Annotated in this window: 14 protein-coding genes and 1 tRNA gene; 9 read left to right on the plus strand and 6 right to left on the minus strand. The window is 55.6% G+C overall.

Annotated features, from left to right (window positions below; genetic code table 11):
• Positions 1-73: 73 nt before the first annotated feature.
• Positions 74-412 carry a P-II family nitrogen regulator gene (locus KBF66_RS10720; protein ID WP_296656230.1) on the plus strand — a complete coding sequence of 113 codons (339 nt, stop codon included), beginning with the start codon at positions 74-76 and terminating at the stop codon, positions 410-412.
• 13 nt (positions 413-425) lie between these two features.
• Here KBF66_RS10720 and KBF66_RS10725 read toward each other — a convergent pair whose 3' ends face one another.
• Positions 426-953, minus strand: coding sequence for an RDD family protein (locus KBF66_RS10725; protein ID WP_296656233.1), 528 nt, complete (start codon positions 951-953; stop codon positions 426-428).
• Positions 954-1233: 280 nt separating this feature from the next.
• Between KBF66_RS10725 and KBF66_RS10730 the strand changes: the two genes are divergently transcribed.
• The 6 genes from KBF66_RS10730 to KBF66_RS10755 all read left to right on the plus strand — a co-directional run bounded on the left by KBF66_RS10730 (position 1234) and on the right by KBF66_RS10755 (position 8552).
• The gene (locus KBF66_RS10730) at positions 1234-3042 is read left to right on the plus strand and encodes an acetolactate synthase 3 catalytic subunit (protein WP_296656235.1); all 1809 of its coding nucleotides are present in this window, start codon (positions 1234-1236) and stop codon (positions 3040-3042) included.
• A gap of 98 nt (positions 3043-3140) precedes the next feature.
• Positions 3141-3632, plus strand: a complete 492-nt coding sequence (gene ilvN, locus KBF66_RS10735) for an acetolactate synthase small subunit (protein ID WP_296656237.1) — start codon at positions 3141-3143, stop codon at positions 3630-3632.
• Positions 3633-3697: 65 nt separating this feature from the next.
• Entirely contained in the window at positions 3698-4714 is a 1017-nt protein-coding gene (ilvC, locus tag KBF66_RS10740) for a ketol-acid reductoisomerase (RefSeq protein ID WP_296656239.1), read from the plus strand.
• Between the two features lie 76 nt (positions 4715-4790).
• On the plus strand, positions 4791-5603 hold the full coding sequence (gene pssA / locus KBF66_RS10745) for a CDP-diacylglycerol--serine O-phosphatidyltransferase (protein ID WP_296656243.1): 813 nt from the start codon (positions 4791-4793) through the stop codon (positions 5601-5603).
• 215 nt (positions 5604-5818) lie between these two features.
• A complete protein-coding gene (locus KBF66_RS10750; RefSeq protein ID WP_296656245.1) occupies positions 5819-7357 on the plus strand; it encodes a 2-isopropylmalate synthase in 1539 nt (512 codons plus the stop codon).
• A gap of 157 nt (positions 7358-7514) precedes the next feature.
• Positions 7515-8552 carry a serine hydrolase gene (locus tag KBF66_RS10755; protein ID WP_296656260.1) on the plus strand — a complete coding sequence of 346 codons (1038 nt, stop codon included), beginning with the start codon at positions 7515-7517 and terminating at the stop codon, positions 8550-8552.
• Here KBF66_RS10755 and KBF66_RS10760 read toward each other — a convergent pair.
• Genes KBF66_RS10760 through aat form a run of 3 tightly spaced genes read right to left on the minus strand, consistent with a single transcriptional unit; the run spans position 8549 to position 10858 of the window.
• Positions 8549-9325: an IclR family transcriptional regulator gene (locus KBF66_RS10760; protein ID WP_296656248.1), complete on the minus strand. Its 777-nt coding sequence runs from the start codon at positions 9323-9325 to the stop codon at positions 8549-8551. The genes KBF66_RS10755 and KBF66_RS10760 overlap by 4 nt on opposite strands.
• Before the next feature lie 28 nt (positions 9326-9353).
• A complete protein-coding gene (locus KBF66_RS10765; RefSeq protein ID WP_296656251.1) occupies positions 9354-10097 on the minus strand; it encodes an arginyltransferase in 744 nt (247 codons plus the stop codon).
• On the minus strand, positions 10094-10858 hold the full coding sequence (aat, locus tag KBF66_RS10770) for a leucyl/phenylalanyl-tRNA--protein transferase (protein WP_296656254.1): 765 nt from the start codon (positions 10856-10858) through the stop codon (positions 10094-10096). The genes KBF66_RS10765 and aat overlap by 4 nt, the downstream gene beginning before the upstream one ends.
• A gap of 92 nt (positions 10859-10950) precedes the next feature.
• Here aat and KBF66_RS10775 point away from each other — a divergent pair.
• A tRNA-Pro gene (locus KBF66_RS10775) sits at positions 10951-11027 on the plus strand.
• A gap of 45 nt (positions 11028-11072) precedes the next feature.
• Here KBF66_RS10775 and KBF66_RS10780 read toward each other — a convergent pair.
• A complete protein-coding gene (locus KBF66_RS10780; protein WP_365732543.1) occupies positions 11073-11678 on the minus strand; it encodes a nucleotidyl transferase AbiEii/AbiGii toxin family protein in 606 nt (201 codons plus the stop codon).
• The gene (locus tag KBF66_RS10785; protein WP_296656256.1) at positions 11575-11970 is read right to left on the minus strand and encodes a YccF domain-containing protein; all 396 of its coding nucleotides are present in this window, start codon (positions 11968-11970) and stop codon (positions 11575-11577) included. The genes KBF66_RS10780 and KBF66_RS10785 overlap by 104 nt, the downstream gene beginning before the upstream one ends.
• A 255-nt stretch (positions 11971-12225) precedes the next feature.
• Here KBF66_RS10785 and KBF66_RS10790 point away from each other — a divergent pair, with 255 nt between their 5' ends.
• Positions 12226-12417 carry a DUF3563 family protein gene (locus tag KBF66_RS10790; RefSeq protein WP_296656258.1) on the plus strand — a complete coding sequence of 64 codons (192 nt, stop codon included), beginning with the start codon at positions 12226-12228 and terminating at the stop codon, positions 12415-12417.
• Positions 12418-12779: the final 362 nt, after the last annotated feature.

The raw sequence follows: 12779 nt of genomic DNA on the forward strand, positions 1-12779 counted from the left end.
GGATAAATCATGCACAATCGTGGTGCAACTGCCCAGAATGGGCGGCCCCAGTTTTCATCAGACAAGGAATGCCATGAAGCAAATTACCGCCATCGTGAAACCGTTCAAGCTGGAAGAGGTGCGTGAAGCGCTGGCTGAATGTGGCGTGACCGGCCTGACCGTCACCGAGGTCAAGGGTTTTGGCCGTCAGAAAGGTCACACCGAACTGTACCGCGGAGCGGAGTATGTGGTGGACTTTCTGCCCAAGGTCAAGGTTGAGGTGGTGGTCAAAACGGATGATGTCGACGCGTGCGTGGACGCGATTGTCAAGGCCGCGCACACCGGCAAGATCGGCGATGGCAAGATTTTTGTCACCAGTGTGGAGCGCGTGGTGCGCATTCGTACCGGTGAAATGGACGAGTCAGCGATCTGAACGCAGGGCGCCGTCAGCGCTTGGGGGCAGGGCGCACACAGATGAGTTGTGTACCGGCCAGCGCATCGTGCCAGAACTGCTGGCGCGGGTGAAAACGGCTCAGCAACGCCCAGACCGCGACCCAGCCCAAGGCGATGACCACGGACTCACCACCAGTCAGCGAAAACCACCACGACACGGCCAAGGGTGGCAATACCCACAGCCAGCTCCACAGGTAGCGCAACAAGGCGCGGCGCTGGCTGAGCGGGTTTCCGCGCAGGTCGACCACCCGGATATGCCAGGTTTTCATGGCCAGTGTCTGCCCTTTGGCCCACAGCCAGCCAAAGTAAATGCCAAACACCACAAAAAGGAACGCCTGCAGGGCATGGCGGTTGTCCATGGCGTTTTTGGTCTGACTTAAGGTGCCAAAGAGGTAACCGGCAATGAACACCACGCCAAACAGCAACATGCCTTCATAAAGCCAGCAGGCCATGCGCCGCCACAGGCTGGGTGCCAGCGGCGGCTCAGGCGTGCTGGGGAGGGGGGGCTGGGCTGAGGTCATGAACGGTCAATGGTGGTGAAGAAACGTAGCGGTGGCTGGACTGCCGTGCAGCGCAATCGCCCTGCGATGGGGCAGCAAGGTGGATTATTGCATCGCAACACGGCCGCGAATGCGCCGTGGCGGTGCGATAATGCGCGCTGCAAATTAAAGCAAACGGGTCAAAGTCTGGCGAAAACATCAATACGTCTGTGGCTTTGGTCTTAAGTTTCGCTGCAACGCCACAAGTGTTTGCAAAGAAGCACCCAAGGTTTTTCGTCAGAGAAATTCACAAAGGTTCATCATGGAAATATCAAAAGCCGAAACGGCATCTGTTCAAAACTCGTCCCCCAGCGCAGCGCCATCCGGCAAGTCAGGTGCCAGCCACGCCGATCATGAATTGCGCGGCGCAGAGATTCTGGTCAAGGCCTTGCAGGCCGAAAACGTCAAGTTCATCTGGGGCTACCCCGGTGGCGCGGTGTTGCACATTTACGATGCTTTTTTCAAGCAGGACACCATCCAGCATGTCTTGGTGCGCCATGAGCAGGCGGCCGTGCACGCGGCAGATGGTTATGCGCGCGCCACCGGCGATGTAGGTGTGGCGCTGGTCACTTCCGGCCCCGGTGTGACCAATGCGGTCACCGGCATCGCCACCGCCTACATGGACAGTATCCCGATGGTCATCATCAGTGGGCAGGTGCCCACCCATGCCATCGGCATGGACGCGTTCCAGGAGTGTGACGCCGTGGGCATCACCCGCCCGATCGTCAAGCACAACTTTCTGGTCAAGGATGCGCGCGATCTGGCGATGATCATGAAAAAGGCGTTTCATATCGCGCGTAGTGGTCGCCCAGGCCCAGTGGTGGTGGATATTCCGAAAGACGTGTCGTTCAAAAAGGTGGCCTTTCACGGTTACCCCGAGAGTGTGGAAATGCGCTCGTACAACCCGGTGCGCAAGGGCCATGGCGGACAGATCCGCAAGGCCTTGCAGTTGCTGCTGGCTGCCAAGCGTCCCTATATCTACAGTGGTGGTGGCGTGTTGCTGAGCAACGCGTCGTCCGAACTGCGCCAACTGGTCGATATGCTGGGATACCCTTGCACCAACACCTTGATGGGGCTGGGCGCCTACCCCGCCAGCGACCGCAAGTTCCTCGGGATGCTGGGGATGCACGGCACGGTGGAAGCCAACAACGCCATGCAAAACTGCGATGTGCTGATCGCCATCGGTGCCCGCTTTGACGACCGCGTGATTGGCAATCCCAAACATTTTGCGCAGAATGAGCGAAAGATCATTCACATCGATATTGACCCGTCAAGTATCTCCAAACGCGTCAAGGTTGATATTCCCATCGTGGGTGATGTCAAGGACGTGCTCACCGAGATGATCGCGATGATCAGGGAGGGTTCGGTCAAGCCCGACTCCAATGCGCTGGCTGCCTGGTGGTCCACCATCGATGAGTGGCGTGCCAGCCAGTGTCTGAAGTATGACCGTGGTCAGAACGATGTGATCAAACCGCAGTATGTGGTCGAAACACTGTGGAACATGACGAAGGACGCAGACACCTACATCACCTCCGATGTCGGCCAGCACCAGATGTGGGCGGCGCAGTATTACCGGTTTGACGAACCCAGACGCTGGATTAACTCGGGCGGCCTGGGCACCATGGGTGTGGGCATTCCCTATGCCATGGGCATCAAACTGGCCAAGCCACAAAGTGAAGTGTTTTGCATCACGGGTGAAGGTTCGGTGCAGATGTGCATTCAGGAGCTGTCCACCTGTTTGCAGTACAAGACGCCGATCAAGATTGTGTCGCTCAACAACCGCTACCTGGGTATGGTGCGCCAGTGGCAGGAGATCGAGTACGAGGGTCGCTATAGCCACAGTTACATGGATGCGCTGCCCAACTTTGTCAAGCTGGCTGAGGCCTACGGGCATGTCGGCATGCTGATCGAGCGTGCACAGGACGTGGAGCCAGCCCTGCGTGAAGCGCGCAAGCTCAAGGACCGCACGGTGTTCATGGACTTTCGCACCGATCCGACCGAAAACGTCTTTCCGATGGTGCAGGCCGGCAAGGGCATCAGCGAGATGTTGCTCAGCATCGAAGATCTGTAAATTCTTAACCTCAACTTTTTTTTGATGAATCTATTGTTTGCCAAGCCTTGCAGTTACCGCTGCAAGGGGAGGGCAGCGAAAAGAGGAGTCACCCCATCATGAAACATATCATTGCAGTTTTGCTGGAAAACGAAGCGGGCGCGCTGTCTCGCGTTGTGGGTCTGTTTTCGGCCCGTGGCTATAACATCGAGTCCCTGACGGTGGCGCCGACTGAAGACCCGAGTCTGTCGCGCATGACCATCCAAACCACCGGCTCGGCCGAAGTGATTGAGCAGATCACCAAGCACCTGAACCGGCTGATCGAAGTGGTCAAGGTGGTGGATCTGACGGAAGGCGCCTACACCGAGCGCGAATTGATGATGGTCAAGGTGCGGGCCGTGGGCAAGGAGCGCGAAGAGATGAAGCGAATGGCGGATATATTCCGGGGTCGCATCATCGACGTGACCGAGCGCAGCTATACCATCGAATTGACGGGTGATCAATCCAAGAATGATGCATTTCTGGACGCCATCGAGCGCGGTGCCATCCTGGAAACGGTCCGTACAGGTTCAAGTGGCATTGGCCGCGGAGAGCGGATTTTGCGTGTTTAGTGGGTGGCGGGCAGAACCAAAAATCTGCTCCACATGCTTATTTGATTTTTACAACGGAGAAATGGATGAAAGTTTTTTACGACAAGGATTGTGATCTGAGCCTGATCAAGGGCAAGACCGTCGCCATCATCGGCTACGGCAGCCAGGGCCACGCCCATGCACAAAACCTCAATGACAGCGGTGTGAAGGTGGTAGTCGGCCTGCGCAAAGGTGGTGCCTCATGGGACAAGGTGGGTAAGGCGGGCCTGACCGTGATGGAGGTCAACGATGCTGTCAGGATCGCCGATGTGGTGATGATCCTGCTGCCCGATGAGCAAATTGCCGATGTTTACACCAACAATGTGGCCCCCAATATGAAGCAGGGGGCGTCGTTGGCGTTTGCCCACGGTTTCAACGTGCATTACAACCAGGTGGTGCCGCGTGCTGATCTGGATGTGTGGATGGTGGCGCCCAAGGCACCCGGCCACACTGTTCGCAACACCTATACACAAGGCGGTGGTGTTCCGCATCTGATCGCGGTGCATCAGGACAAGAGTGGTCGTGCCCGTGAACTGGCACTGAGCTACGCCATGGCCAATGGTGGCGGCAAGGCCGGCATCATCGAGACCAACTTCAAGGAAGAAACCGAGACTGATTTGTTCGGTGAACAGGCGGTGTTGTGTGGTGGTGCCGTTGAACTGGTCAAAATGGGTTTTGAGACCCTGGTGGAGGCCGGTTATGCACCCGAGATGGCCTACTTCGAGTGCCTGCATGAGCTCAAATTGATTGTCGACCTGATCTATGAAGGTGGCATCGCCAACATGAATTACTCGATCTCCAACAATGCCGAGTACGGTGAGTATGTGACCGGTCCGGAGGTCATCAACGCCCAAAGCCGTGAAGCCATGCGCAATGCACTCAAGCGCATTCAGAATGGGGACTATGCGAAGAACTTCATTCTTGAAGGTCGCACCGGTTACCCAAGCATGACGGCGCGTCGCCGCAACACCGCTGATCACCAGATTGAGGTGGTGGGTGCCCAGTTGCGCGCCATGATGCCCTGGATTGCCAAGAACAAACTGGTGGATCAAACCCGTAACTAAGCGGTTCAGACCCTAGCTGAAAAGGCCACTTCGGTGGCCTTTTGTTATTATGGCCTGCTCCCAAAAGGCGATCTCCATGTTTGACTCCCCAGATCCTGAACTCGATTCCCAAGGCAATGTTGTGGTGCGAAAGCGCCGCAAGGGCATCTACATACTTCCCAATCTCATCACGCTGGCGGCGTTGTTTGGTGGGTTCTATGCGGTGGTGATGGCCATCAACGGGCGTTTCGATCTGGCCGCGGTCGGGGTTTTTTGCGCGATGGTGCTTGACAGCCTGGATGGACGGGTGGCACGTATGACCAATACGCAAAGTGCGTTTGGTGAACAGATGGACTCGCTGTCGGACATGGTGTCGTTTGGTGCTGCACCGGCATTGATTGCCTACGTCTGGGCTCTCAAGGGGCTGGGGCGATGGGGCTGGATCGCCGCATTTGTTTACTGCGCCTGTGCGGCGTTGCGATTGGCGCGTTTCAACGTGAATACGGCGGTGGTTGACAAACGCTATTTTCAGGGGCTGCCATCACCTGCCGCGGCTGCACTGGTGGCGGGTTTTATCTGGGTGGCGACGGACCTTGGCGTGGTTGGCAAGGACCTCGCATGGCCGATGTTCGCGGTGGCTTTGTATGCGGGTCTGACCATGGTGACCAATGTGCCGTTTTACAGTTTCAAAGACGTTCACGTCAAGCGCAGCGTGCCGTTTGTGTTCATCGTGTTGATCGTGATCTTGATCGCGGTGATCAACATTGATCCACCGATCGTGATGTTCAGTATTTTTGTGGTTTACGGGCTGAGCGGCTATTTGATTTACTTCTGGCGCAAGGCCAAGGGAGTACCGACCAGCGTGATCAGCACGTCGAAAGACGAGCCCGACGAAATGGGACTGCACTGAAGCCTTGCCAACGGCCACGCCGTGTTGTGGGGAAAAACCTGTGTTACATTCCCACCATGTTCATGCAACGACTAGCCCTAGAAACTCCTCCCGACGGGTGGCGTTGTTAGCGCGCGAATGCATCAACTCAAAGCCCGTTTGCCACCGCAGCGGGCTTTTTTGTTGGGGTGTGCAAATGTTCAAAATGACTGGATCGAATCAAATGGAGCCTGGATATGAGCGATAAATTGGTAATTTTTGACACCACCTTGCGCGACGGCGAGCAGTCGCCGGGTGCTTCCATGACGCGCGATGAAAAACTGCGCATTGCCCGGCAACTGGAGCGTCTGAAGGTGGATGTGATCGAGGCTGGTTTTGCCGCAAGCTCCAACGGCGACTTTGAATGCATCAAGGCGATCGCCGAGGCGATCAAGGATTCAACCGTATGTTCGCTGGCGCGTGCCAGTGACCGCGACATCGCCCGTGCAGCCGAAGCGCTGAAGCCTGCGAACGCCGGTCGTCTGCACCTGTTTCTGGCGACCAGTCCGTTGCACATGGAGAAAAAATTGCGCATGACGCCTGACCAGGTGTTCGAGCAGTCAAAACTTGCGGTGCGCTTTGCCCGCAACTTGATGGGCGACATCGAGTTCAGTGCTGAAGATGCCTATCGCTCAGATCCGGATTTCCTGTGTCGTGTTTTTGAGGCGGTTATCAACGAAGGTGCTACCACCATCAACGTACCGGACACCGTGGGTTATGCAATCCCTGAGCTGTATGGCAATTTCATCAGGGACCTGCGTGAGCGTATTCCCAACAGTGACAAAGCCATTTGGTCGGTGCATTGCCATAACGATCTGGGCATGGCCGTGGCCAATTCGCTGGCCGGTGTAAAGATTGGCGGTGCCCGGCAAGTCGAGTGCACCATCAATGGTTTGGGTGAGCGCGCTGGCAACTGTTCACTGGAAGAAATCGTCATGGCAGTCAAGACGCGCAAAGACTACTTTGGGCTGGATTTGGGCATTGATACCAAACATATCGTTGCAGCAAGCCGACTGGTCAGCCAGACCACCGGGTTTGTGGTGCAGCCCAACAAAGCCGTGGTGGGTGCCAATGCATTTGCACATGCGTCGGGCATCCATCAGGACGGTGTACTGAAAGCACGTGATACCTACGAAATCATGCGCGCTGAAGATGTGGGCTGGAGCAACAACAAAATCGTGATGGGCAAACTGAGCGGTCGCAATGCCTTCAAACTGCGGTTGCAGGAGTTGGGCGTGACCATGGACAGCGAATCAGAAATCAACAACGCGTTCATCAAGTTCAAGGATCTGGCTGATCGCAAGAGTGAAATTTTTGACGAAGACATTCTGGCCCTGGTCAGCGAAGAGAATGTGGCGCAAAGTCATGACCGCTTTGGGTTTGTGTCCCTGGCACAGCACAGCGAAACCGGTGAAATGCCGCAGGCGACCGTGATCATGACCATGGATGGCAAAGAGGTCACAGGGCAATCCAACGGCAATGGCCCGGTGGATGCCTCCCTGAAAGCCATCGAAATCAACGTCAAGAGTGGTGCCGAGATGGTGCTTTATTCGGTCAACGCGATCAGTGGATCGACCGAGAGCCAGGGGGAGGTGACGGTGCGTTTGCAGAACAGTGGCAGAGTGGTCAACGGTGTTGGTGCCGACCCGGATATTGTGGTGGCCTCTGCCAAAGCATATTTGAGTGCCTTGAATAAACTGAGCAGCCAGGCGGAGCGGGTCGCAGCACAGGGTTAAGTTCACATCCGCATTAAGAAAGCCTCGCAAGTACTTGTGTTTGCGAGGCTTTTTGCGTATAAACTTGCGACTTTGGTGTCGTCGGCACAGGAGTCAGGCCATGGTTGGTATTCCATTTTTTGCGTTGAGGGGTAAAACCCGCGCCTGGGTTTGTGTCATGAGTGTCTTGGGGATGCTGCTGGTGGCCGCGCCAACAATCGCCCAGGCGGCCAGCAGTCGTGCCAAAGTGGTCAAAACCAAAAAGGCCGTGGTAATCAAGAAACAGCGGCATGCGCCGGTTGTCCAATCGACACGAGCCGCTACACCCGGGAAGTACGCCAGTGTTGACCGCAAGAGCATGCTTGCGAGCCGGCCACTGGTCACGCCAAGGGCTTCGTTTGGGCAACTGGCGGGACTGCATTTGGACGACGATGCGCTCAATTTGAAGTCCAGCGTTGCGCTGGTCGTGGATCAGGATACCAGCGAGGTTTTGTTCAGCAAAAATGACAAGGCGGTGCTTCCGATCGCTTCCCTGACCAAGTTGATGACCGGGGTGGTTATTCGTGACGCCAATCTTTCGATGGACGAGTTGATCACGGTGTCGCAGGAGGATGTCGATACCGAAAAAGGTAGTTCTTCCCGACTTCGGGTTGGCAGTGTGCTGAGTCGCGGTGAACTGCTGCATCTTGCCCTGATGTCGAGCGAGAACCGTGCTGCCCACGCCTTGGGTCGCACCTTCCCGGGTGGTTTGCCGGTTTTCACGGGTTTGATGAACGCCAAGGCGCGTGCTCTCGGCATGAAAGATACCCGGTATGTCGAACCGACCGGGCTGTCCAGTGCCAACCAGTCGAGTGCCCAGGATTTGGTCAAGCTGGTTGATTTTGCCCACCGCGACGCTCTGCTGCGTGAACTCACCACCTCAACGGGTTATCAGGTTGAAGTGGGTGCCCGGACCCTTCAATACAACAATACCAATCGTTTGGTAAAAAATCCAACCTGGGACATTGGGTTGCAAAAGACCGGATACATCAGTGAGGCCGGTCAATGCCTGGTGATGCAGGCACAGGTGGCCGGGCGCAAACTGATCATGGTGTTTCTGGATTCGGCGGGAAAACTCAGTCGCCTTGGCGATGCCGAACGGGTGCGCAGCTGGATCGAGTCTGCTCCGAGCCGCACCAATTCGCTGATTGAAGCTCGCTCACTGATGGCGCATTAGCGGTGATATCCCAGGCTACGTGAGATTTGTTCAGCCGTGGCCCTGAGCTTGGGCAACCAGGCTTCTTCCATTCGGCTGGCTGGTGCTGAAATGGACAACCCCGCAACCAATTTGCCTTGATCGTCGTAAATGCCGGCGGCCATGCAGCGCACGCCAAGTTCCAGCTCTTCGTTGTCGGTGGCAAATGCGTCACGCCTTACTTTAGCGAGCTCGCGCTCAAGATTCGCCAGCTGGGTCAGGCTGTTCTTGGTATGGCCGCTCAGCCCGGTTCGAGACGCGTACATTCTTATTTTTTGGGCATCGTCTGCTGCCAGGAACAGTTTGCCAACCGATGTCAGATGCAAGGGCGCATGACCACCAATGGCACGGATGACCTGCATGCCCGAGCGCTCGCTGTACGCGCGTTCGACATACACGATTTCATCACCTTGGCGCATGCTCAGATTTACCGGTTGTTGGGTAATGCGGTGCAACTCGCGCATCGGCTCCAGCGCAGCATCGCGGACATTGAGACGGTTCTTGACCAGATTTCCCAGTTCCAGCAAACGCATACCCAGGCGATAGTTGCCAGCCTGCGGTCGGTCCACAAAGCGGCCGGTCGCGAGGTCGTTCAAGATGCGGTGTGTGGTTGACGGGTGCAAACCTGCTTTTTCACTGATCTCCTTGAGTGGCATCGCCTGTTCGCGCGACGCCAGTACATCGAGCAAGGTGAACATTCGCTCGATCACCTGCACCGAGGGTGTCGAGGGCGTTTCCAAATCGATTTTTCGCATGCCTGTTCCTGACTAAACAGGGGTTATTTTATCTGGTGAAATCTAACACCCAGCGACCATCAACAAACAGTTCGTGTGGCCGAAAGCGCGCTTTGTAAGCCATCTTGGGGCATTGCTGAATCCAGTACCCCAGGTACAGGTGGGACAGGTCAAGTTGCTGCGCCAATTGAATCTGCCACAGGACATTGAAGGTACCCAGGCTTTGCCCTGGCGTGGGGTCATAAAAGGTGTATACCGCCGATAGCCCGTCGTGCAGGCGGTCGATGATGGACACCATCTTGAGTTCTCCGACCTTACCCGATGGCGCTGGCTGGCGGAACTCGACCATCAGCGATGAGACATGCGACTGAATCAGGAAGTCAAGATACTGTTGGACGTCGTCATGGTCCATACCGCCACCCGCGTGTCGGCTTTTTTGATAGCGCGAATAGAGGGTGAAATGTTCGTCCAGGAAAAACGGGGCGGTCAAACTGGCTTCCAGAGTGGCGTGTTGCTCCCATGCCCGGCGTTGGCTGCGGCTCGCAACAAAGCGCGCCACCGGTAGACGAATGGAAACACAGGCCTGACAGGGGTGGCAATGCGGACGGTAGATATAGGCGCCACTGCGACGGAAACCGCTGTCGACCAGACGGCTGTATAGACTGGTGTCGACCGCTTGTGGAGGTGCAAGCACCAGTGATCTGGCCACGCGCCCTGGCAAATAGCTGCACGGGTAGCTCGCTGTGGCATAAAACTGCAGTTGCTCTGCATGGAGTGGATGGTCAAGCGTCACGTATCAGACTGTCCAATGTTGACGATCTCATTCCAGTATAGGGGCGAGAATTGCCAGGCGGGTTGCGCCGTGGAGATATCCTGATCCAACTGCTGAATGAACGTGGCACGAGCGACCTCTCTGGCGCCAAAGGACGCGAGGTGCCGGGTGTTTTGCTGGCAGTCAATATGGGTGACACCAAAATGTCGACACATCGCGACCAATGCTGCCAAGGCAAGTTTTGAACTGTCCGTGGTGCGATGAAACATGGACTCACCAAACACGGCCCGACCAACCGAAACAAAATACAGACCACCCAGAAGTTCACCGTTTGTCCAGGTTTCGACACTGTGTGCAAAACCCGCCGCGTGAAAGTCCTGGTAGGCCCGAACCATCTGCGGAATGATCCAGGTGCCGTGTTGACCTGCCCGAGCGCTTGAGGCGCAGTTTCTGATCACCCTTTCAAAGGCGCTGTCAACCCGAATTTCATAGGCATGTGACTGGACAAATTTTTTCAGGGTTTTGCGCAGGGAGGCGTGCAACCGGAACTCCTCGACGGCCAGCAGCATGCGGGGGTCCGGACTCCACCAGAGGATCGGCTGTTGGTCGCTGAACCATGGAAATATCCCCTGACGGTAGGCATTGAAGAGACTTGGCACCGTCAAATCAGCGCCGGCGCACAACAGACCGGGCGCATTGGAGTGAGGTCCCCACGCCTGCGTCACTGGTGGAAAGTTTTGGCCAGACTCCAGCCAGGGCAGGGATGGATGGTGATGATGCACGAGATACTTTTTGAAGGTTGTGGCCGCGATTTTGCGGGGAATGGGGTATCTGCAGCCGACTCATGGCTATTGACCATTTACAATGTCGCAGTCGGGGCGTAGCGCAGCCTGGTAGCGCATCTGGTTTGGGACCAGAGGGTCGAAGGTTCGAATCCTTTCGCCCCGACCATTTCACAGGATTCGAATCCAACACAAAGTTGCCTTTCTTGCGGACTCAAATGACCGCGATCGCTTGAAACCTACCGCGCAATCTGCTCACCACATCGGCCAGCACAATTGGATCAAGCTGATTCTTTTTCAGAAATGCCTTCCACTGAGTTTGTTTTGTTAAATCGCCTGCAAAGGCGTCGGTAAACCCGAAGGGGACCTTGGTCGGCATGGGCATTTTGCGGCGCTCAAAGGTTGCTTCAATTGCTCGGCACATTTCGGACGGATCAAGTGTGGCGTCTTCCATCAGCACCCACAAATCAAAGCAATCCTTCATGCGTGTGTTGGCTAGTCCCAGCAGGCACACAGCATGGAACTTTTCGGCAACGACAGTGTATTTCGGATACGCCCGCAGTTGCGGTGCCGGAAATTCTTCCAGCAGAACCGGGTAGCCAATCGCCGGTGGCGCCGGAGTCACCGCGTCACCGAATCCGATGTTGGGTATTCCGGACGACCGTGACCGGTGATTCCGGCGGATCGTAAGCTTGCAAACGCCCCCCAGCGGCAACTTATCTGTCCACAATGGTTTTGCCAATGGGTGCCAGGGCAATGAGGGCGAGTTTGATGTGCTGAATGCCAAACGGAATGCCAATGATGGTGACAAAGCAAACAAGCGCCGAACTCAGGTGACCGATGGCCAGCCAGATGCCCGCAAACAAGAACCAGGTGATGTTGCCAATCAACCCCAGCACACCGGTTCCGATGTCGTCTTTCCTGGTCAAATCCTTACGACTGACAGCCTCTTTACCGAACGGAAAGAACGCAAACTGGCCAATGACAAAGCAAGCTTTTGCCCACGGAATGCCGACGATGGTGACAGCAGCCAGCAACCCGGCTAGCCACCATCCGATCCCCATCAGGCAGCCACCAAATATGAACCACAGAATATTGCCAATAAGACCCATTTCAACTCCGTTAGGAACGACTCCAAATTTGCCAGTCTGGCATTGCATCGGGTCAAGCAATCAAAATTCACGATAGCCAGGCGGGCAAAACTGCTGCAGACATGGAACATCACAGTTGTACCCGACGTTAACACCCCGAAATAAAAATCAAAGGCAAATTGACAACATGGGCATGCTTCCCTAAAACAGCCCCTTCAACACAAAAATATAGGGTAAACCCTTATACTGACCTTGCAAATTTCAGGAGGGCTTACCATGTCCATATTTTTAAAGCTTACGCAGCTTATCGTCTCACTCATGCCGAACATCAAGTCCCAGAAAGACTTCGATGACGTTTACCTTTCACACGCGGCCGACATCTATGACCTTGAGCGTCGGATGCGCGAGATTGACCAGCGCAGCAGCAGTGCCTCGCTCGGTTTGGCTTATGGTCAAAACCTAATCTGAAGCAAGCGATGAAGCACTTGCAAAACACGGATGCGACCCTTGTCGCAGATGCAGTGCTTCTTACAAGGCAGTTGTTAGCGTCTGAGACGCATGAAAAATTGCATGGAACTTAGGCTCGATACTGAAGCCTTCATGAACAAAGAATGGAGTTTTGGTGACTGGGAGCGTTACTTCTACCTTTTTGCATTAGGTCCAATGCTTTGGCTGCAGGGAAAGTATGTTCGTAGAGTCACGCCGGTTGTGTCCCAAGACGTGGTGTAAGTTCTTAGCCCGGACAAGCTGAGATACACGGTACTCAGCGTGCCACTGCGGACAGCCGAGTCGGAGGAGTATCGCAGAGGGTTTGCAGACCTTCAAGCTGC

The sequence above is a fragment of the Rhodoferax sp. genome (genome assembly GCF_018063565.1).
Classification (GTDB): Bacteria; Pseudomonadota; Gammaproteobacteria; order Burkholderiales; family Burkholderiaceae_C; genus Rhodoferax.